Consider the following 21757-nt stretch of genomic DNA (forward strand, 5'->3'; position numbering starts at 1 on the left):
GGAGCCGGCGGGTAGCTCTCTCAATCTTCCTCCCGCCGGTACGCCCAGCGATAGAGTGCGGGCAACACCAGCAAGGTCAAGGCCGTCGACGACAGGATCCCACCGATCACCACTGTCGCCAGCGGCCGCTGCACCTCGGCGCCCGTGCCGGTGGCCAGCGCCATCGGGATGAACCCCAGCGACGCCACCAGCGCGGTCATCAGTACCGGCCGCAGACGGGTCAACGCGCCCTCCTCGACCGCCACCCGCAGCGATCGCCCCTCTTCTCGCAGGCTGCGAATGAAGGCGATCATCACCAGGCCGTTGAGCACCGCCACCCCCGACAGCGCGATGAACCCGACCCCTGCCGAAATCGACAATGGAATATCCCGCAGCCACAGGGCCAGCACCCCTCCGGTCAGGGCAAAGGGAATGCCTGTGAACACCAGCAAGCCGTCACGCAGGTTGTTGAACATCATCAGCAGCAACGCCATCACCAGCAGCAGTGAAACCGGCACCACCACCCGCAGCCGCTCGGCAGCCGACTGCAACTGCTCGAACTGCCCACCCCAGCGTGTCCAGTACCCAGGCGGAACCTGCACCTGGTCGATCAGGGTCTGCTCGGCCTGTTCGACGAACGAACCCAGGTCACGGCCACGCACGTTGGCACTGACCACCACCACGCGCTTGCCATCCTCGCGGCTGACCTGGTTCGGCCCCAATTGCAGGTTGAGGCTTGCCACCTGCGACAACGGGATAAAGCCGATCTGAGTGGCGCCAGCACTGGCCGGCACCGGTATCAGCAGGTTCGCCAGGCCGTCGACGTCTGTGCGCAGGGCTTCGGACAGGCGCACCACCATGTCGAAGCGCCGGTCCCCTTCATACAGCGTCCCCGCCTTGCGCCCGCCGACAGCGATGGCCACCGCATCCTGCACCTGGGCAACGTTCAGACCGTGGCGTGCCGCCTTGTCGCGGTCGATATCGATGGTCAGTACCGGCAGCCCGGTGGTCTGCTCGACCTTCACCTCCGATGCCCCCGGTACCTGCTGCAAGGTGGTGGCAATTTTCGCCGCCGTGGCGTTGAGCACGTCCATGTCGTCGCCGAAGACCTTCACCGCCACATCGCTGCGCACCCCGGAAATCAGCTCGTTGAAGCGCAGCTGGATGGGTTGCGACAGTTCATGGTTGCTGCCCGGCACACTGGCGGCAGCCTGCTGCACCTCGGCAATCAGCGCTTCGCGCGGTTTGCCTGGATCGCGCCACTGCTCACGCGGTTTGAGCATCACGTAGGCATCGGAGATGTTCGGCGGCATCGGGTCCGAGGCGATCTCGGCGGTCCCGGTGCGGGCGAACACCCGCTCGACTTCGGGTACCTGGGCGATGATCGCCCGTTCCAGGCGTTGCTGCATGTCCACCGATTGGCTCAGGCTGGTGCCCGGCACGCGCAGCGATTGCAGGGCGAAGTCGCCCTCGCTGAGGCTGGGAATGAACTCACTGCCCATGCGACTGGCCAATACACCCGACAGCAGTACCAGGCTTGCGGCAGCGGCGAAGGCCAGCTCGCGTCGACGCAGTACCCAGGCGAGCACCGGGGCGTAACGCTGGCGAGCCGTACGCATCAACACACCCTCTTCCTCCTTGACCTTGCCTGTAACGAACAGCGCAATCGCTGCTGGCACGAAGGTCACCGAAAGAATCATCGCCCCCAGCAAGGCCATGACCACGGTGAACGCCATGGGGTGGAACATCTTGCCTTCGACACCGGTCAGGGCAAAGATCGGCAGATACACCACCATGATGATCAACTGCCCGTAGATCAGGGGCCGGCGTGCCTCGCGGGCAGCCGCGAACACTTCATGGAAGCGCTCGGCACGGGTCAGCATGCGCCCGTGCTTGTGTTGGGCATGGGCCAGTCGACGGATGGCGTTCTCGACGATCACCACCGCACCGTCGACGATGATGCCGAAGTCCAGCGCCCCCAGGCTCATGAGGTTGGCGCTGACCTTGTTGGCGAACATACCGGTGAAGGTGAACAGCATCGACAGCGGAATGACCATGGCCGTGATCAACGCTGCACGGATGTTGCCCAGGAACAGGAACAGCACGGCGACCACCAGGATGGCGCCTTCGACCAGGTTCTTCTTCACCGTGGCGATGGCTTTTTCCACCAGGTTGGTACGGTCGTACACCGTGACCGCCACCACGCCCTCGGGCAGGCTGCGGTTGATCTCGGCAAGCTTTGCCGCGACGGCCTGGGACACCGTGCGACTGTTCTCGCCAATCAGCATGAACACCGTGCCCAACACCACCTCGCGACCATTTTCGGTCGCAGCTCCCGAGCGCAGTTCTTCGCCCAGGCCGACCTGGGCCACATGGCTGACACGAATCGGCGCACCATCGGCACTGGAAATGACGATGTTGGCAATGTCCTCGATCGACGCCACCTGCCCCGGCGCACGCACCAGCAACTGCTCGCCGTTGCGTTCGATGGCACCCGCGCCGACGTTGGCATTGTTACCCTGCAACGCCGCGATCAGGTCATCGAGCGTGAGCTTGTAGGCCGCCAGGCGCTTGGGATCCGGTGCAATCAGATACTGCTTGGCGTGTCCACCGATGCTGTTGACCTCGGCCACACCCGGCACATTGCGCAGTTGGGGCTTGATGATCCAGTCCTGGATCACCCGCAGGTCGGTGGCGGTATAGGGCGTACCGTCCTCCTTGAGTGCACCGTCCCGGGCCTCGACCGTCCACAGGAAGATCTCCCCCAGGCCCGTCGAGATGGGCCCCATGCCCGCTTCGATGCCCTCGGGCAACTGCTCGCGGGCGACTTGCAGGCGCCCGTTGACCAGTTGCCGGGCGAAGAAGATATCGGTGGCGTCATCGAAGATCACGGTCACCTGCGACAAACCCGAACGCGACAGCGAACGGGTCTGCTTGAGCCCGGGCAGGCCGGCCATGGCCGTTTCGATGGCGTAGGTGATGCGCTGCTCGGTTTCCAGCGGCGAATAGCCTGGTGCAGCGGTATTGATCTGCACCTGCACGTTGGTGATATCGGGCACCGCGTCGATCGGCAGCTTCTGGTAGCTGTGGATGCCCACCGCAGCCATCAGCACCACGGCGAGCATCACCACCAGGCGTTGCTCGATGGCAAATTGAATCAGGCGTTCGAACATGAGGGTTTCCCGGATCAGTGACTGTGCTCGGCCGAGCCCTTGCCCAGCTCGGACTTGAGGACAAAGCTACCTGCCGCCGCTACCTGGGTGCCGCGGGCCAGGCCTTCGGAGATTTCGACGAAGCCGCCATCGCGGCGGCCAGTCTTGACTGGCAACGCCTGGAAGCCATCAGGGGTGCGGGCGAACACCACGCTGCGCTCTTCGAGGGTCTGCAGGGCCATCTGTGGGACCACCACGGCTGCCTCTGCTTGCTCGACGGTCACCGCGATATTGACGAACAACCCGGGGCGCCACGCCCCCTTGGGGTTGGCCAGCGTGGCGCGGGCAGTGGCAGCGCGGTTCTGCTCGCCGAGCAGGTTGCCGACATAGTTGATGGTGCCCTCGACTTGCGCATCGAGGTCCGGCGAACTCACGGTCACGGCGCGGCCGCTGGTGACCTTGTCCAGATCGCGCGGGGTCACGGCGAACGTGGCCCAGACTCGGTTCAAGTCGGACAGGGTGAAGGCATTGCTGGCCTCACTCACCACTTCGCCGACGGTCAGGTGTTTTTCCACCACCACCGCATCGAACGGTGCACGCAGCTCGTAGCGATTGCCCGCCCCCGCCGGGGCCACGGCCGCAACCTTCTGCCCGGCATTGGCCAAGGCGATCTCAGCTTCCTGCAAAACCTGGCGAGCCTGCAGGTAATCCTGCTCGGCGCTGATGCGCTCCTGCCATAGCTGCTTTTCACGCTCGAAGGTCAGCCGCGCCAGCTCGACCCGCCGCTGCGCCGCCTGCTGCTCGCTGCGCAGCTCGGAGATCTGTTGGCTGGCGATCACCGCCAGCACCTGGCCACGTTTGACCGGCTGGCCGAGGTCGGCCTGCACCGACTCGACCACACCCGGAACACGCGGCACCACGTGGGCGGTACGGTCCTCATCGAAACGAATCTCGCCAGGAAAACTGATCGCCGTACCCAGGACACGCGGGCCGGCGGTCACCAACTGGATCCCGGCCGCCTCGATCTGCGCTGCAGAAAGATGCAGCTCGCCCTCTTCATCGTGACCTTCCTCGCCGGACGCAGCAGGCGCACTGCCGTGGTCGTGGCCGTCGGTGCCATGGTCGTCATGGCCGGACTCACTGGTCTTTCCGGGGCCGAGGTTGCCGGTCCAAGCCAGCCCACCGACGCCGATCACGGCGACCAGGGTGGCAAGGATGGCGAACGTGCGTGTGGTGCTCATGGGGGCTCCTGCTGCAAATAAAGAAGGTAGAACGCTTGATCCGCGCCTCAGCGCCCGGTATCCAGCTGGCCATAGATCCGCTCGATCTGTGCCCGGGCATCGCTTGCCGACGCCAGGGCGTCGAGGTACTGCCCGCGGGCCTCGATCAGCGTGCGCTGGGCGTCCAGAACGTCGAGGAAAGCGAACTTGCCGCGCTCGAAGCCACGCGTAGCGGTATCTACCGCCTGGCGTGCCGAGGGCAGGATGGTGCGGTCGTAGGCGTTGACCTCGGCCATGGCCATGGCCCACTGGCTCAGTGCGCTGCGGGTATCGCTGCGCAGGCGCAGTTCCACTGCGTTGCGCAGGTCGCGGGCCTGGTCGGCGCGACGTGAGGCCGCCAGCACGTTGCCCTGGTTTCGGTCGAACAGCGGCAGCGGCATGGACAGCCCGACCACATTGACCCGTTCACGGTCCTCGCGGCTGTACTGGCTGCCCAGGCTGACCGTGAGGTTGGGGATCCGCTGGGCCTTTTCCGAACCCAGCGCGGCTTCTCCACGCTCGATCTGCGCGGCCGCAAGGCGCCACTCGACGGTCTGCTCGACCTTGCCCAGCAAGACCTCGGCCTGTGGCGCCGGGCCAGGCAACAAGCCGTTGCCATCAAGCTGCGTGAACGCCACATCGGCGCTGCCAATCAAGCGCGACAGCGCCTGCCAGGCCACCGTGCGATCCGCTTCGGCACGGCGCAGTTGCGCCAGAGCCTGGGCCAACTGCACGTCGGCGCGAGTGGCCTCGACCGGCGATGACTGGCCCGCCGCAACCCGCGCCTTTACCACCCGCAGGCCCCGTTCGGTCAAGGCCTTGGACTGCTCGGCCAGCTCCACCGCAGTCTGCGCCCGCAGTGCAGCATGGAAAGCCTGGGTCACATCGGCACGCAGGCCATTGCCCTGGCGCTCGAGCTCCAATCGGGCGATATCCTGCCCGGCCTTGGCCACCTCGACACGCGCGCCACGCTTGCCACCCAGCTCGAGCGCCTGGCTGAGCATGACCGTGGTGGTGCTGGTATCGCGGCGAGTGTCTTCACGCTCCCAGGAAAGCTCCGGATTGGGTATCAGACCCGCCTGGCGCCGTTCGCCTTCGGCAATGCCGAGCGCCTGGCGCACGGCAGCCAGGTCCGGATTATCGGCAAACGCCGCATCGAGCGCCTGGTTCAGGGTCAGGCCCTGTCCTGCCTGGGCGACAGCACTGGCCGACAGCAGGCAAATCAGGGCGAGGGAGCGGGAGGTTTTGAACGGCACGGTCTGGGGTCCTCGACGGCTGGCGGTTGCTGGCGAGGGACTCTAGGGCGCGGCGGTTATCGTGGCGGTGGCGTGAAGATTACGATTCTGTAATCCAGCCGGAACGGTGGGCGATTATCGCCCCCGATTTTCATACCGAGCGGCGCCAGCTGATTTACAAAACTAACCGGATAGTACAAAACTTGTTGCAACCAACAATAAAAGCGATGCTGCGCCATGCCATGCCCAATCCTCGTACTCAACGGCCCCAACCTCAACCTGCTGGGCACCCGCGAACCTGATCACTACGGCCGGGAAACCCTCGCCGACCTTGCCAATCTGTGCGCTGCCAGCGCCCGTGAGCTGGGCCTGGAAACCGAGTTTCGCCAGACCAACCACGAAGGTGAACTGATCGACTGGATACATGGCGCCCGTGGCCGCTGCGCCGGCATCCTGATCAATCCCGGCGCCTGGACCCACACCTCGGTTGCCATCCGTGACGCGCTGGTCGCCTGTGAACTGCCGGTGATCGAGGTGCACCTGTCCAACGTCTACAAGCGCGAGCCGTTCCGGCATCTCTCGTTCGTATCGGCGGTGGCCGTGGGGGTGATCTGCGGGTTGGGCAGCCAGGGCTACCGCGCAGCGCTTGCCCACTTCCAGCAACTGCTGCAGGAGGTCGCAGCATGACCCCGCACAGCATCCTCGCCGGCCTGATCGGGCGCGGCATCCAGGCCTCGCGCACACCTGCGCTGCACGAGCACGAAGGCGACGCCCAGGCCTTGCGCTACCTGTACCGGCTGATCGATGCCGACCAGCTGGGTGTGGACGACAGCGCCCTGCCCCGCTTGCTCGACGCGGCGCAGCACACTGGTTTTACCGGGTTGAACATCACCTTCCCGTTCAAGCAGGCGATCCTGCCGCTGCTCGATGAGCTATCGGACGAGGCGCGCGGCATCGGCGCCGTCAACACCGTGGTGTTCAAGGACGGCAGGCGCATCGGCCACAACACCGACTGCCTGGGTTTCGCCGAAGGCCTGCGCCGAGGCCTGCCCGGCGTTGCTCGGCGCCAGGTCGTGCAAATGGGCGCTGGCGGCGCGGGGGCTGCGGTGGCTCATGCGTTGCTGGCCGAGGAAGTCGAGAGCTTGGTGCTGTTCGAAGTAGACCGCGCACGCGGGCAAGCGCTGGTGGACAACCTCAGCGCACGCTTCGGGGCCGGCCGCGCGCAGTTGGGCGAAAACCTGGCCCACACCTTGGCGACCGCCGACGGGCTGGTCAATACCACGCCGGTTGGCATGGCCAAGCTGCCGGGTACGCCGTTGCCGGTCGAACTGCTGCACAGGCGCTTGTGGGTGGCCGAGATCATCTACTTCCCACTCGAAACCGAGCTGTTGCGCCACGCCCGGGCGCTGGGCTGCCAGACACTCGACGGCGGCACCATGGCTGTGTTCCAGGCAGTCAAGGCATTCGAGCTGTTCAGCGGTCGCAAGGCCGACCCGAAACGGATGCAGGCGCACTTTGCCAGTTTGCGCTGAGTGGCCCGCTGCAGCGGCGCTGGCCGGCGCCTACGTCGACGGCTCGGCCAGCAGCTCGCGGATCACCTGTTCCTGGCCAGCGTAGTCCCCTTCACCGAAATGCACATGGCGCACTTGCCCCTTGCGATCGACGAAGTAATGCGCCGGCCAGAACTGGTTGCCCCAGGCATTCCAGATCCGGTAATCGTTGTCGACCGCCACCGGATAGCCGATGTCGAGCGAGCGTACCTTCTGCCTGAGATTGCCCACATCATGCTCGTAGTCGTACTCCGGCGTATGCACGCCCACCACCACCAACCCCTGGTCGGCATAGCGCTTGGCCCACTGGTTGACGTACGGCATGCTGCGCTTGCAGTTGATGCAGTCCCAGGTCCAGAAGTCCACCAGCACGACCTTGCCCTTGAGCGCAGGCGCATCCAGCGGCGGCGAGTTGATCCACGCCTGGGCACCTGCCAGCGAAGGCATCGGCCCCAGGTCGTCGCGCGCCAGCAGGTGCCCGGCCAGGCCCAGGCCTGCGAGCGCCAGGACCACACCGCCCACCTTGAGCCAGCGGCGTCGCCAGGGGCTGCCTGGCTCAGCCTGGCTGCGATCAGTTGTCATGGCAACCACCGGTGGCATAGGTACGGTACTCGACGCTCTGTGCCTGACCCTGCGAGTCCAGGTAATCCATGCGGGTATTGACCACGCCACAGGCGTTGCTGCGATCGTTCTTCACCGACAGTACGCGCTTGACGTCCAGGTGATCACCGTAGCGGTACTGCATGGCCTGGCTGTCGGGCATCGGTTGGGTGCTGGCCTGGGCGGCGATGGCGCCGAAGCTGAGTACGGCGAACAGGCTGGCACTGGCAAGGGTCTTGAAGTTCATGGTGTATCTCCTGCGGGGCTTTAGGTGGAGAGCAGTTCACTCCCCGGTCGAGAGCCATTTGAAGCCCGCCAGGTATCGCCTGTGTGTCGAGAAACGCGCGTGCTGCTTCGTTCTGTATCTGTGTCGCCGACAGATACACTGCAATACAAACACCCGCAGGCAAGCGAGCCGAGCCTCGTTACACTGTGCCCATCGCACTCATTACAGGACCACCATGATGGAACACGTCGATCACATCCTGATCGTCGACGACGACCGCGAAATTCGCGAGCTGGTCGGCAACTACCTGAAGAAGAACGGTCTGCGCACGAGCATCGTCGCTGACGGTCGGCAGATGCGCAGCTTTCTCGAGGGCAACTCCGTCGACCTGGTCGTGCTCGACATCATGATGCCCGGTGACGACGGCCTGTTGCTGTGCCGCGAATTGCGCGCTGGCAAGCACCGCAACACGCCAGTCTTGATGCTCACTGCACGCAACGACGAGACCGACCGCATCATCGGCCTGGAAATGGGCGCCGACGACTATCTGACCAAACCGTTCTCCGCCCGCGAGCTGCTGGCGCGGATCAATGCAGTGCTGCGCCGCACGCGCATGCTGCCGCCCAACCTCACCATCAGCGAAAGCAGCCGGCTGATCGCTTTCGGCCAATGGCGCCTGGACACCACCGCCCGTCACCTGCTCGACGACGAAGGCACACTCGTGGCCTTGAGCGGCGCCGAGTACCGCCTTTTACGGGTATTGCTCGACCATCCGCAGCGGGTGCTCAGCCGCGAGCAACTGCTCAACCTCACCCAGGGCCGCGAAGCCGACATCTTCGACCGTTCCATCGACTTGCTGGTCAGCCGGTTGCGCCAGCGCCTGGGCGATGACGCGCGCGAACCGACCTGCATCAAGACCGTGCGCAGCGAGGGCTATGTGTTCTCGCTGCCGGTCTCGCTGATCGAGTCGCCGACATGAAGTGGCCGGGCACCCTCGCTTCGCGCCTGGCACTGATCTTCCTGACGGGGCTGGTGCTGGCCTACGGCTCCTCGTTCGGCCTTCAGTTCTACGAGCGCTATGTCAGCAGCCGCTCGATGATGCTGAGCAACCTGGAAATGGACGTCGCCACCTCGGTGGCCATCCTCGATCGCCTGCCCGCCGCCGAACGTGCTGGGTGGCTTGCGCGCCTGGAGCGTCACAACTACCGCTACCGCCTCGACCAAGGCCTCGTCGGCCAGAGCATGCCCAGCGCCGACCCGCCCATGGCAGCAGAGTCGATCGTCAAGGCGATCGGCAAGGACTATCACCTGACCTTCCAGGATATCCCTGGGCCGAACCCGCACTTCCAGGCGCACCTCAAGTTCGCCGACGGCGCGCCACTGACCATCGACGTCACCCCGGCGCCGGTGCCACTAGCCACCTGGCTACCGGTGGTGCTGTTGTTCCAGCTGGCGATCCTGCTGCTGTGCACCTGGCTTGCGGTACGCCTGGCGATCGGCCCGCTGACGCGCCTGGCCCAGGCCGTCGACCACCTCGACCCCGACAAGCCCGGGCCACAGCTGGATGAGAGCGGCCCGCGCGAGGTGAAGTACGCCGCCGTCGCCTTCAACGCCCTGCAGGCACGCATCGCCGCTTATCTCAAGGAGCGCATGCAATTGTTGGCCGCCATCTCCCATGACCTGCAGACACCGATCACGCGTATGAAGCTGCGCGTGGAAGTGATGGACGACGGGCTGGAGAAGGACAAACTGTGGAGCGACCTGAGCGCCATGGAGCATCTGGTGCGCGAGGGGGTAGCCTACGCCCGCAGCATGGACAGCAGCACCGAACAGCCATGCAAGGTCAATCTAGACGCGTTTCTCGACAGCCTGGTATTCGATTACCAGGACAGCGGTGCGCAGGTCGTACGCTGCGGCGATACCGACACGGTGCTGCACACCCGCCCCCATGCCCTGCGCCGAGTCCTGGTCAACCTGCTGGACAACGCCTTGAAGTTCGCCGGCTCTGCGCGCCTGGAAGTCAGCCACCGGAGTACCGGCGACACCCTGATCCGGGTGCTCGACGAAGGTCCGGGGATTCCCGAGCAGGAGTTGGGCGAGGTGCTCAAACCCTTCTATCGGGTCGAAGGTTCACGCAATCGCAGTACCGGTGGGACCGGGCTAGGGCTGGCAATTGCCCATCAACTGACCCAGGCCATGGGTGGGCGACTGAGCCTGAGCAATCGTGAAAGCGGTGGGCTGTGCGCCCAGATAGAACTGCCGCCCTCGCACCTGTAGGAATAACCCTGCCTATAGGAGGGGTCTCCCCTCCTACCCTCGGGTCTTGTACGGTTCTGTAGCACACCCGCCTAACGGTACACGCCGATACACAATCCGCGCCTCGCCGACACACTGCAGATACCCCTTCCCAACACACTCCCAGCCACAACAACGCGACGGCATTCGCCGTCGACGACCTGGGAGCTGCTCATGAAAAACCTCGCGATACCCTCCGGCTGGAAGCTGTTCGCTGCCCTTGCCGGCCTGACCCTGCTGATGACCGGGCTGGCTCTGTGGATGCACCCCGTCGGCTCTGCCGATGCCCTGCGCACCGCCATCCGCGCCACCGCGCGAAGCTCCTTCGCGCTGTTCCTGCTGACGTTTCTGGCCTCCTCGCTGGTGACCCTGTTGCCTGGCGCCTTCAGCCGCCAGGTGCTGCGTGAGCGACGTTTCCTCGGGTTGGCCTTCGCCTTCTCCCACACGGTTCATGGCGTGCTGATCTACCTCTATGCGCAACGCTTCCCGGAGCTGTTCTGGGCCGGCCGCACCGCAGTGGCCAACATTCCCGGCAGTGTCGGCTACCTGTTCATCCTGCTGCTGACCCTGACCTCGTTCAAAGGCGCCATGCGCCTGCTAGGCGGTCGCCTGTGGCGAGGCCTGCACAGCACCGGCACCTGGGTGCTGGCCGGGGTCTTCTGCCTGTCGTTCTACAAGCGCATCCCGATGGGCGGCTGGTACCCGCTGGCATTCGCCCTGATGTTCGCCGCCATCGCTCTCAAGCTCACCGCAAAGCGCGCTCAACACCTGCGCCGCGCCAAACCCGCCCTTTCCTGCTGAAGCGAGACCTGCACCATGACAACACTGATCAATCGCACCCTTGCACGTATCGACAACACCGGCAACTGGAGCGCGGACCTGCCCCTGCGGCTGTTCCTGGCCTGGGAGTTCTTCGAGTCGGGCCTTGAAAAGTTCAATGGCAACAACTGGTTCGTCGACTTGCAGGCCAACTTCCCCTTCCCGTTCAACATGCTGCCCGCTGAGTTCAACTGGCAAGTGTCGATGTGGGCCGAACTGATCTGTCCGTTGCTCCTGCTGCTGGGCTTCGGTACACGCCTGGCCTCGGCGGTGTTGGCCGTGGTGACGGTCGTCGCGATCGCCTCCGTGCACTGGCCGGCACATTGGTCCTCGCTGGCTGAGCTGGCCCAGGGCTATACCATTACCGACCGCGGCTTCGGCAACTTCAAGCTCCCGCTGATCTACCTGGTGGCGTTGCTGCCCCTGATGCTCAAGGGATCGGGTCGTCTGAGCCTGGATTATTGGCTGACTCGCCGCTGGCAGCACGGCTGACCAAGGGTCTGCAGAACACAAAGCCCACGCCTGTTACCAGGTGTGGGCTTTGTGTTGTTCGCGAAGTGGAAACACCCGTGGATGGGCCCGCACGATTGATACGGGCATCGGTTGAGGCGCCCCGTCAGGGCGCCCGGGTTCCAATGATCACACCCTGGGCGCGCAACCCTTCGAGCATTGCTCTCCCGCCCTCGAGCGACGCCTCGCCCCCCAGCGCCAGCAAGCGCTCACGCCCACTGCCCGATGCGTTCAACAGCTGCCACGCCAGTGGCGCCAGGCGGGAAAAGTGCACCTTGAATCCTGCATCGCGGTGTACCAGCAGCAGGGACGGCATCTCTGGCGCCTGTTCAGGCTGGTAGCCTGGGCCGATTTGCTCCACCGGCCATTGGTAAGCCAGCACCTGGGCCACACAGGACAGCAGCGGCTCCCCGTCGAGCAGGTCGCCGTCTGGATCGTGTGCCGGGTCCTGCGCATCAGTGAGGCTCAGGTACGCCTCGATCCACTCGTAATGCGCCAGTTCCAGTTGCCAGGGGGTATCCAGCTCGACACCTTGCAGATAGTCGATGAAGCACTCGGCAATCTCGGTGAACAACGGGGTCTGGCTGCGATAGTTGGCGTAGAAGTCGCGAACCCGGGCATGCCAGACCTGATCGCCCAAGGTCCTGCGCATCACCGGGAAACTGCCGGCCAGCAAGCCCTCGATGGCACCGTAGAACAGCTCGCGGTAGACCTTCAACCGCCGCGCCTCGATACCGGGTGGCGCCGGATGGCGCTGCGGGTCGCGCAGGTGACGGGCCAGGGTGAATTGTTGCTCGCGCAGCTCAGTCATGGCGCAACCCTCCGGCAGCCTGCTGCAGCGCCCGGATGCGTGCCGTCTCGGCCAGCAGCTCGGCCATGGGCGGGTAGTTGAAATCGCGCTCCAGCACTGTCGGCTGATTGCCGAAACGCTGACAAGCGATCGAGAACAGCGTCCAAACGTCTTCCTTCACCGCAGCGCCGTGGGTATCGACCTTCAAGTCCGGCGCCTCGTCGTAGTGCCCCGCCACATGCATGCCAACCACCCGTTCGCGCGGCAGCCCTTCGAGAAAGGCCAATGCGTCGTATCGGTGGTTGCAGGCATTGACGAAGACGTTGTTGACGTCCAGCAGCAGGTCACAGTCGGCTTCCTCGAGCACCGCGCGGATGAACGACAACTCGCTCATCGCCTGGTAAGGCGCGGCGTAGTAGCTGATGTTTTCCACCGCGATACGCCGGCCCAGACAATCCTGGGCCTGGCGGATACGCGCAGAGACATGGCGGACAGCTTCGTCGGTGAAAGGAATAGGCATCAGGTCGTAGAGATGGCCATCATCGCTGCAATAACTCAGGTGTTCGCTGTACAGCTTCACCTGGTATCGGTCCATGAAACGGCGGGTGCTATCGAGCAGCTTCAGGTCCAGCGCCTCGGGGCCGCCCAGCGACAGTGACAGGCCATGGCAAGCGATTGCGAAACGTTCGGCGAGCTGCGCCAGGCCATGGCCAAAGGCGCCGCCGACATTGATCCAGTTCTCCGGGGCGCATTCGAGAAAGTCCACGGTGCCTGGCTCCAGTTTCAGCAGTTCGGCAAGCAGGCCGCGGCGCAAACCAAGGCCGGTGAGCAAGGGTTGGGAATGCATGAGAGAAGTCTCCGCAGGGGCCGGAAACGACTGCGGGGCAAGCCGCCTTCCGTTGAACGATGGAAGATGGCTTGCCCCGCGCGCTAACCGGCGAGAGGTCAGATTTGTCGAATGAAACGGCAGAACGGCGGGAGAAGATTGCAGATAGCGGTCATGGCAAGGCTCCACATCGGTCGAAAGGTCAGCTCATTTCGCCGCAATGGTGTGTCCTTGGTGTATCGGGCAATGGCGGAATTTGTATGGCAATCGGTCACCGGGGCCCGGTGATACAGTGCGATACAAAAACGCCGGTCTACAAAGACCGGCGCGGGGGTTTCAGTCGTCCAGTGGCTTGGGCGGTGCTGCCGGCTTGGCCGGTTTGGTGGCCTTGCCAGTTTCTTTCGCTTTGGGCTCTGCGGCCGGGGTGGCCGCTACCGGCTCGGGTGTCGCGATGGCTTTCTCAGCGGCGGGCAATTCGTCAACCGCCTTGAAAATCGCCTGCGGGTCGATCTTCTCACCGCTTTCATCATCCTTGAGCATGTGCCGCTCGCCATCCTTGCCGATCAGGATCACCTTGGTGCCTTTGCTCGCGCCAAGCTTGAGCTCGCGGATCAGCGCCATGGTGGTCTGCTGCTCGAGGTTCTTGTCTTCGCGTTTGCCCATCATCTGGGCAACGCTGAACAGCACCAGGTTGCGCTCCTTGAACCCGGCCTGGGTAGCTGGATCCTTCATGGCCTCTTCCAGCCCGCGCAAGGTCGGGTCGGCGCTGCTGGGGGCGATCACGACCAGTGGCCGTGCCTTGCCCAGCTCCTTGGCCAGGGGCGCATCGCTGTCGGCCGCCAATAGCGGGGCGGCGACGGCAAGCAGGGTGGCGAGGGTCAGTGACCGGACGAGCATGTGTATCTCCTTGTTCTCTCGATATATCAATGACTACAGATCATAGAGAAAGATCCGAAACGGAGCCTAAACCACCTGCGGTGGACCATGCGCTGTGCAAAGGTAACTTCCGGTGTCCAGGCCTTCGCTCAGGAGGTACGGAAATGGCCGGCACCCACTGCAGAGCATAGCCCAACAATGAACGCCGGCCCCCTTCGCCGCTCAGCCCATGCCGCTGCCACGGCTTGGTCCAGGCTGCGGCTCGGAAGCACCCGGTTCCAGCTGGGATGGGTTCTGCGCCAGTGCGGCTCGGGTCAGTTCTATGATCCGTGCCTGCACCGCCGCATCGTGCTCGGTCGACAGCAGGTCCATCGTCTGGCGAAAGGTCTGTGAATCCATGCCTGTGCCAAGCGCGCGCATGCGCTCGGCGAATTCGCTATCGACCAAGCGCATCTCAAGGCTGGCAAGCTGCTCGCGCAGTTGCCGGTCGATATCGGCCTGCCGCTGCTGATGCTCCTCCAGGGCGTCCCCCCTCAGGCCGTCGGCTTGAAGGCTCAGTTGGCCGGACTGCGCCTCCAGCCGCTGCACCTCGTCACGCAGGGCTTGCAAGGTGTCGTCATAGGATCGGGCGCCTGATGAATCATTGCCAGCCATCTCCTGAACCACCTCGATACGCTCGAAGAACGGCTTCTTGATGGCGTCGAACTCCGCTTGATGGCTGTTCTTGAGATGCTCGGTCCAGAATTCACGCATGAACAACGACTCGACCATGGCCTGCTCGGTTTCCCCCTCGCGCAGCCGCTGGCGGGCGGCTGCCAGACGCTCGGGAGTCAAGCCGGCAGTCTGCTGATAGGCGATGTCTGCCGGTTGTGCAGGCAGATCGAAGTCATCGCGCAGCATGACACGGTAGGCCAGTTCCACCTCGACTTCATCGGGATCGCGCCCCGCGACCACACGAGCGGCAATGTCATCGACGGCAATCCGTTCGATTTCATCCAGGCGCCACAGCTGCCGCCCCAGGCGAACCAATGCCGCATCCTGGGCACCCGCCTTGGCGTCGACCAGCGCCTTCCAGACCAGCATGCGCACTTCCAGTCGGCTGAAGTTACCGATGACACTGTCCTGGCAGGTCCTGGGCAACATCGCCTGGGTGAACAGTTCCTCGCGCAACTCGGCATGCTCGCGCATCGCAAGCATCATGCTGGTCACTCGCCGCCCGAGATCGGCGCCATGGTTGCGAAAATCCAGTGTCTCCAGCAGGCGGCGCAACAAGGCCATGAAGTCGGCGCTGCCTGGCGCCTCGGCCAGCCCATTCCAGTACTCGTCGAACTGTGCGGTGGCGCCTGCTTCGATCACGTGTTGCCAGGCACTGCGGGCACTGTCGAGCGCAGCAGCACCCTCCTCCGCTTGATCACTGACATTTTCGGCTTCCAGCTCCTCTTCAATTATCAGTTGATGACGAATCATGAAGCTGCGCAGTCGCTGGGTCGACGTGGCGCTCAGCGGGTTCTCGCTCAACAGCACCGCGCGGGCGTACCACCTCGGGGCACTGAAGAAGTGATCGGGAAGTTCGACAATTGCGTTGTGACGCAGGTCAGCGACCACCAAAGAGCCTCGACTCAGCAAGCCCTCGGGCAACTCGCTGATTCCGGTGTGTGCCAGTTGCAGGGAGTTCAGATGAGGCATGCCCGCCACGGAAAAACTGCGCCCCAATGGGTTGTACGACAAATCCAGCAGCCTCAGGTGCGTCAGTTGCAGCAGCGTGGTCGCCTGGCGATCGTCCAGCATGATCTGATTGCCGGTCAGGTCCAGCTCACGCAGTCGCGACAGGTGACGTAACCGGGGCGGCAGGCGGGTAAGCCTGTTGTTGGGTAACTCAAGGACTTCCAGGCGACTGAACGCCCGCATGAATGTGCTGGAAATCTCGGTCAGGCCAATGCCGCGCAACGACAACGACACCACTTGATCGAAGCGAACCTGTTGCGAAAGCTCCGGGAGCGACTGCAGCGACACGGCCCACAGGTTCAAGCGTTGACCGATCACGCGCCCGTTCTGGTCGTACACCCTGGGCAGCGTGCGCCGCCAGGCCGCAAGCAAGGCGTCACGCATGTAGACCCTCTCGCCACGGGCACTCAGGCTCATGGGCTGATTGGTCCACAATTGCAGGTCCGTCTCCAGCACGGCCAACTCATCCTCAAGACGACTCAGCTCGGTGTGAATGTTCCCGCCGCTGTTGCCAAGCGTCACCAGCCAGGCCCGTGCATCGTTGTCGCTCAGGTTCGGGTAGAGGTTACGCACCCTGGCGAACAACGGCCGGCCTCGCCCCCGTCCTCCTCCGCGACCGCTCAACGGGTAACCGACCCGGCCATCCGCCAGACGTTGCGGCGCGCGGAACCAGCCTGCGGAGGCCCGCCTGCCGAGCATCGTCTGGACGTCCGCCCGACGGGCCGCGGTCGCGCGCGCCAGGGTCACACGCAGGTTGTGGGCCAGGGGCTCTCCCAATCCCAGGGCCTCCCGCTGAGGGCCATCCATCGCACTGCTCAGGACCTCGAACAACTCCCCTTCCCCGAGCACCGCCTCGGTCGCCCCATCGAGCAGTAGGAAGTCCCCATCGGTGTGAACCAGTGTCAGTGTGCGAACGGCCTGTGTGCGGTCTATCGACAGCAGCACCGGGCCGTTCGCAGAGCCCTCGCACAAGCGCCAGGCCACGTTGTGCGAAGCACCCGGCAGGGTGTCGAGCACCTGCAGCGCAACACGGGCAAGGTCGGCGTTCTGGCTAGCGTCCAGGTACAACCCTTCGAACACTCGGGCCACTCTGATACGCCACACCGCAGCGCCCGCCTTTGAAGCAAGGTCCATCGCAACCCGGCCGTCATCCAGCAAGCGCTGGCGATCCACAGCACTGGCTTCGCGCATCAGTTGCGCAGCCGCTCGACCGTGCAATGAAGCGAACTGCCGACACAGACGCTGGACGCCTGCGTCCCCCGGTGGCTGCTCCAACGCATACAGCTGCTCGAACAGACGCCTTCGTTCGGACCAGATCAACTCCGCCAATGCCTGGTCCGAAGCACCAGCGGCGCCGGGCAGTAACCGCGCCTGATCAAGCACGGCCTCTTCGGTGGGCATGACCCCGCCGCGCAATTGCCTGACCACTCGACGGATGCGCAGGTCCAGCCGATACCGAACGACACTGTCCTGCCATTCGCCATGGGCCACGCGCCCCTCGACATGTACCGCTCGCAGATGCTGGGCCTGTATGTCGTGGGCGAGCAGGATCTCATCGATCTGGTCGTCATCCAGCTCGGCAAAGTCATGGCCCAGGCGCCGGAAAGAGCGCCGAGGGTCATCCCACTCCAGCGGTTGCTCCCACCACAGCCGCCAGCTACCCGCGCCATTGTGTCTGAGCACCGGCGCATGCTTGTCGTCACCCTGCAGGCGCCAGCGCTGATCGCTGCCCTGCGCAACGCGATAGTGCTGGCCATCCATTTCAACCCAACAGCCTTCGCCGGCCCGGTATACACCCAGGTCGTCACGCACGGCCCCCGCAGGCGGCGCACTGCGAAAGGGTGTGAGGTCTTCTTTCCACAGCCGCGTGCTGCCGTCCTCCAGCCGCACCGGCAATAGGCTATCGACGAGTGCCGAACGGCTCCAGGCCGCTCGCGCCAACTGCGCACCTGCCGCCGTAACCGCAATCATGGCGACATCGCCGGCGACGTTGAGCAGGTGATCGAGTGCCTCGCTGCTGTCACCCTCGTGCCAGGCCTCGACACCGTGGTAGACCTCACCCAGCAGTTGCCATGCGCTCACCGCGAGCAACACCGCGCCCAGGGCCGGCACGAAAAGCCCCGCTATGCTGAGCAAAGCCCAGCCCTCTGCGGACAAGCGCTGATCGTGCTCACGCCGGACCTGTTCATCCACAGCAGCCGAGGGCACGGCGATCATCGCCGCATCGGCCTTGACCTGCGCGATGCGCGCACGACCCAGCGCAATGAACAGCGAGCCCTCCAAGGTACTGGCGGTGGCCTGGTCGCTGATCTCCCAAGGATGCATGTGCTCTTCCAACGCAATGTTCGCCAGGTCCGACACGCCCTGGTAGCCCGAAGCCACAGCAGAAAAGAACGACTGCGCATCGCGGCGCAACACGAAGCGGCTGAAGAAACGCTGATACCCGGGCAGCCGCAAGCGCTTGCCCAGGTCATTGGCAAAGTAGCGCAGGTTGGGGAACGCGCTCCATGGAGTCGCGGGATCGCCCGGAATATGGACCAGCACCCGGTGGCTGGAGCTGTACAGGGGGCTGAAGGTCTCATCGCGCACATCCAGCACCACGATCTGCTCCAGGGTGCACGCCAGCAGGCTCAGGCGCTTGCACTGCACCGGTCGTCCTTCGAAGGTCAACGGGGCTTTCTGCGCGCAGAGATTCTTCACCAGCACATATTCGTTCTCGCTCAGGACGCCCTTCAGCCGAGCGACACAGGCATCGGCCAGCATGCCGTAGCGATGGGCACGGCCAAACACCGAGTCGGCGCCAGCCTCCGAGTCGCTGTACTGCTCCAGCACCGTGTGCAAATGGCGCTGGTACTGACCGCCCAGGTCCAGTGACCGGCACAGCGCAGCGAAATGACGCGCACTGGGCAGACGGGCAGAGCCATTGCCGGGATCGCCTAGCCGGTTACCGGGTAACTGCCCGCCGTCCTCGGTTTCCTCCTCGCGGAAGTTGCCCAGCGCCGCCTCGAGCAGGGGCATCTGCGTGTACACCGGCACCGTCACCGGATAGCCGATGGGTATCGAGGTCAGCACCGGCTCACGGTGTCCACGCCGAAACTGCAACGTACGGACATCGAAAGGCTCGTCGACATGGGGCTTGAGGGCCTTGGCCAGACGAGTCTGGGCAAAGCTGTCCAGGGGTTCCAACTGCCCCATGATGGCTCGAGCCCGCGTCTGGAAGTACACGCTGAGCTGCATCGCCTCGTGCAACTGCTTGACGTGTTCCGGGGAGGCCTGACGCAGCCAGTCCGGCAAACGCTCCCCAATCACGGCGTCCTGATGCAAGGCCGGAAAATCGGGGACGGTCGTGGCGTCTTCTTCGCGCTGTTCGCGGGGGGTCGGCATGGCATCGCGCTCCTTGAAAAAAGAAGCGCAGGCTAGGTGGCAGGGTCCCCGCTCGGGCAGTAGATAGATGCCACCCCGACGGCGGCCCACCGAGCGTGCGGCGGGGCCCTCAGAAGAGCAGGAGCTGGCGATCGGTCAGGCTGGCGAAATCATCCCCAACGAACGGCAAGATCGCATCCGCCACCGGCTGCAACTGCCGACTCAGGTAGTGCTCGTGATCGACTGGCGACTGCAGGTTCTCCAGCGGCTCCGGGCCTGCCGTGGTGATGAGGTAGCTGATCCAGCCCCCCCGCTGGTATTGCAGCGGGCGACCCAGGCGCAGGTTGTATTCATCGGCAAGGCGCGCGGCGCGCACATGGGGAGGCACGTTGCGCTGGTAGTCCTGCAAAGGGCGACGCAGCCGCTTGCGATACACCAGCAGTTCATCCTGTTCGCCCAACAGCGTGCGTCGTACATAATCGCGCACATAGTCGCGGTAGGGTTGGCCCCGAAAGATCCGGCCATACAGCTCCTGCTGGAACTGCCGAGCCAGCGGCGACCAGTCGGTGCGTACCGACTCCAGCCCTTTGTACACCACCTCGTCCTGGCCGTCCGCGCGCTGTACCAACCCGGCATAGCGCTTCTTGCTGCCCTCCTCGGTGCCGCGGATGGTCGGCATCAGGAAGCGCCGGTAGTGGGTTTCGAACTGCAGCTCCAGCGCACTGTGCAGCCCCAGCTCTTGATCCAAATGCTCGCGCCACCACTGGTTGACCTCAGCCACCAGTGCACGCCCGATACGCGCCGCCTGCTCCTCGTCGTGCGCCCCCTTGAGCCAGACGAAGGTGGAGTCGGTGTCGCCATAGATCACGTCATAACCACGTGCTTCGATCAGCGCCCGGGTCTGGCGCATGATCTGATGCCCGCGCAGGGTGATCGACGAAGCCAGGCGCGGGTCGAAGAACCGACAACCGCTGGAGCCAAGCACGCCGTAGAAGGCATTCATGATGATCTTCAGGGCCTGGGACAACGGAGCGTTACCCGCTTTCTTCGCCGCTTCGCGATTCTGCCAGACCCGCTCGACGATGGCTGGCAAGGCGTGGCGGGTACGCGAGAAGCGGGCGCCACGAAAGCCCTCGACCGAGCTTGTCTGATCGGGCTCGCGCAAGCCTTCCACCAGCCCCACCGGGTCGATCAGGAAGGTACGGATGATCGACGGGTACAGGCTCTTGTAGTCCAGCACCAGCACCGATTCGTACAAGCCTGGCCGCGAGTCCATGACGAACCCGCCTGGGCTGGCCTCGCCCTCGCGGCTGCCCAGGCTCGGCGCGACGAAGCCCAGCCGGTGCATGGCCGGGATGTAAAGGTGACAGAACGCCGCCACCGAGCCGCCACTGCGGTCCACCGGCAGGCCAGTCACCGTGGCACGTTCAAGAAGGAAGTCGAGCAGCCGGGTGTGCTCGAAGATGCGGGTGACCAGCTCGCAATCCTTGAGGTTGTAGCGCGCCAGGGCCGGCTTGTCCTGGGCGAACATCCGGTTGATCTCATCCATGCGCTGGTAGGGAGTGTCGATGGCCTTGCCTTCCCCCAACAGGGTCTGGGCGACGTTTTCCAGGCTGAACGAGGGGAAGCTCCAAGTCGCCGAGCGCAGGGCTTCGATGCCGTCGATCAATAGCCGCCCCGGTGCATCGGCGAAGAAATGCGTGCGGCTGCCATGCTCGCGCAGGGTCATCGGCGCACCATCGCGGCCCAGGCACAGAGGCACCTGCAACTGCCGAGCGTGATCATGGAGGATACGCAGGTCGAACTGCACCAGGTTCCAGCCGATGATCGCGTCCGGGTCGTGACGCTCCAACCAGCGGTTGAGGCATTCGAGCAACTGGCCACGGTCGGCGCAGTAGTGCAGGTCGAAATCCTCCACCTGCATTGGGCCGTTGGGAGGTCCGAGCATGTAGACCTGGCGCTGACCGCATCCCTCCAGCGCGATGCTGTACAGCTCGCCCCGTTCGCTGGTCTCGATATCCAGAGACACCAGGCGCAGGCTCGGGCGGTAGTCCGGATGAGGCTTGAGCTGGGCATCCACGACCGTTCCCTCGGCATCGACACGACCACCGAACAAGACCGGCGCGGTAATGAAGCGCTCCATCAGATAGCGCTCCGGCGGTCGGATGTCGGCTTCCAGCACCTCGACGCCGGCCGTGCGCAAGCGTTTGTCCAAGGCCATCAGTTGGCGGTGTTGGCGGCAGTAAAGGCCCATCACCGGCCGCTGCTGAAAGTCGCGCAGTTCAAGGGGGCGCAGCTCTGCGCCCGGCTCATCGCCGAGCAACAGTTGTGCATGTGCGGCCTGCTGCGCGGGCACGAACGCCACCGAAACCTGCGCGCCCAGGCGCACACGCCGGGGACCCTGGTCGGTAGCGAGCCAGAACTCCACACACGTGCCGTCGGGGGTGTCATGCCAATGGCGGGTCAGGACAAAACCCTGCTGCAGCTCCACATGGACCTCACACACTTGATCAAGCGCGAATTCTACCCGCTTTGCGCAAGCCCCGGGACGT

At 64.5% G+C, this 21757-nt stretch carries 16 protein-coding genes; 6 read left to right on the forward strand and 10 right to left on the reverse strand.

Annotation, left to right across the window (positions count from 1 at the left end):
• Nucleotides 1–20: 20 nt before the first annotated feature.
• Genes AB688_RS15395 through AB688_RS15405 form a run of 3 tightly spaced genes read right to left on the reverse strand, consistent with a single transcriptional unit; the run spans nt 21 to nt 5646 of the window.
• A complete protein-coding gene (locus AB688_RS15395) occupies nt 21–3152 on the reverse strand; it encodes an efflux RND transporter permease subunit (RefSeq protein WP_063545001.1) in 3132 nt (1043 codons plus the stop codon).
• 14 nt (nt 3153–3166) lie between these two features.
• Nucleotides 3167–4372, reverse strand: coding sequence for an efflux RND transporter periplasmic adaptor subunit (locus AB688_RS15400; RefSeq protein WP_063545002.1), 1206 nt, complete (start codon nt 4370–4372; stop codon nt 3167–3169).
• Nucleotides 4373–4419: 47 nt separating this feature from the next.
• Nucleotides 4420–5646: a TolC family protein gene (locus AB688_RS15405; protein WP_063545003.1), complete on the reverse strand. Its 1227-nt coding sequence runs from the start codon at nt 5644–5646 to the stop codon at nt 4420–4422.
• A gap of 216 nt (nt 5647–5862) precedes the next feature.
• On the opposite strand from AB688_RS15405, the gene aroQ reads away from it, so the two are divergent.
• Together aroQ and AB688_RS15415 are read left to right on the forward strand one after the other, a co-directional pair.
• A complete protein-coding gene (gene aroQ, locus AB688_RS15410; protein ID WP_063545004.1) occupies nt 5863–6312 on the forward strand; it encodes a type II 3-dehydroquinate dehydratase in 450 nt (149 codons plus the stop codon).
• A complete protein-coding gene (locus AB688_RS15415) occupies nt 6309–7157 on the forward strand; it encodes a shikimate dehydrogenase (RefSeq protein WP_063545005.1) in 849 nt (282 codons plus the stop codon). The genes aroQ and AB688_RS15415 overlap by 4 nt, the downstream gene beginning before the upstream one ends.
• Nucleotides 7158–7187: 30 nt before the next feature.
• On the opposite strand, the gene AB688_RS15420 is transcribed toward AB688_RS15415, so the two are convergent.
• Nucleotides 7188–7757: a thioredoxin family protein gene (locus AB688_RS15420; RefSeq protein ID WP_063545006.1), complete on the reverse strand. Its 570-nt coding sequence runs from the start codon at nt 7755–7757 to the stop codon at nt 7188–7190.
• Complete coding sequence (locus tag AB688_RS15425) at nt 7747–8022, reverse strand: DUF2790 domain-containing protein (protein WP_063545007.1); 276 nt, start codon at nt 8020–8022, stop codon at nt 7747–7749. Before AB688_RS15425 ends, AB688_RS15420 begins: the two co-directional genes overlap by 11 nt.
• Nucleotides 8023–8239: 217 nt before the next feature.
• Between AB688_RS15425 and AB688_RS15430 the strand changes: the two genes are divergently transcribed.
• The 4 genes from AB688_RS15430 (at nt 8240) to AB688_RS15445 (ending at nt 11607) form a co-directional block, all read left to right on the forward strand.
• Nucleotides 8240–8980 carry a response regulator gene (locus tag AB688_RS15430; RefSeq protein WP_063545008.1) on the forward strand — a complete coding sequence of 247 codons (741 nt, stop codon included), beginning with the start codon at nt 8240–8242 and terminating at the stop codon, nt 8978–8980.
• Nucleotides 8977–10278, forward strand: coding sequence for a sensor histidine kinase (locus AB688_RS15435; RefSeq protein ID WP_063545009.1), 1302 nt, complete (start codon nt 8977–8979; stop codon nt 10276–10278). Before AB688_RS15430 ends, AB688_RS15435 begins: the two co-directional genes overlap by 4 nt.
• Nucleotides 10279–10470: 192 nt before the next feature.
• Nucleotides 10471–11097, forward strand: a complete 627-nt coding sequence (locus AB688_RS15440) for a ferric reductase-like transmembrane domain-containing protein (protein WP_063545010.1) — start codon at nt 10471–10473, stop codon at nt 11095–11097.
• A 15-nt stretch (nt 11098–11112) separates the two neighbouring features.
• Nucleotides 11113–11607 (forward strand): DoxX family protein, encoded by a 495-nt coding sequence (locus tag AB688_RS15445; RefSeq protein WP_063545011.1) that lies wholly within the window; start codon nt 11113–11115, stop codon nt 11605–11607.
• A gap of 124 nt (nt 11608–11731) precedes the next feature.
• Here AB688_RS15445 and AB688_RS15450 read toward each other — a convergent pair whose 3' ends face one another.
• From AB688_RS15450 to AB688_RS15470, 5 genes are all read right to left on the reverse strand, one after another.
• The gene (locus AB688_RS15450; protein WP_063545012.1) at nt 11732–12436 is read right to left on the reverse strand and encodes a DNA-binding domain-containing protein; all 705 of its coding nucleotides are present in this window, start codon (nt 12434–12436) and stop codon (nt 11732–11734) included.
• Entirely contained in the window at nt 12429–13262 is an 834-nt protein-coding gene (locus AB688_RS15455) for a DUF692 domain-containing protein (RefSeq protein ID WP_063545013.1), read from the reverse strand. Before AB688_RS15455 ends, AB688_RS15450 begins: the two co-directional genes overlap by 8 nt.
• Before the next feature lie 315 nt (nt 13263–13577).
• Complete coding sequence (locus AB688_RS15460; RefSeq protein WP_063545014.1) at nt 13578–14138, reverse strand: DUF4174 domain-containing protein; 561 nt, start codon at nt 14136–14138, stop codon at nt 13578–13580.
• A 201-nt stretch (nt 14139–14339) separates the two neighbouring features.
• The gene (locus tag AB688_RS15465) at nt 14340–19226 is read right to left on the reverse strand and encodes an NEL-type E3 ubiquitin ligase domain-containing protein (RefSeq protein WP_063545015.1); all 4887 of its coding nucleotides are present in this window, start codon (nt 19224–19226) and stop codon (nt 14340–14342) included.
• 109 nt (nt 19227–19335) lie between these two features.
• Nucleotides 19336–21696: a DNA polymerase II gene (locus tag AB688_RS15470; protein WP_063545016.1), complete on the reverse strand. Its 2361-nt coding sequence runs from the start codon at nt 21694–21696 to the stop codon at nt 19336–19338.
• Nucleotides 21697–21757: the final 61 nt, after the last annotated feature.

This window comes from Pseudomonas putida, assembly GCF_001636055.1.
Classification (GTDB): Bacteria; Pseudomonadota; Gammaproteobacteria; order Pseudomonadales; family Pseudomonadaceae; genus Aquipseudomonas; species Aquipseudomonas machongensis.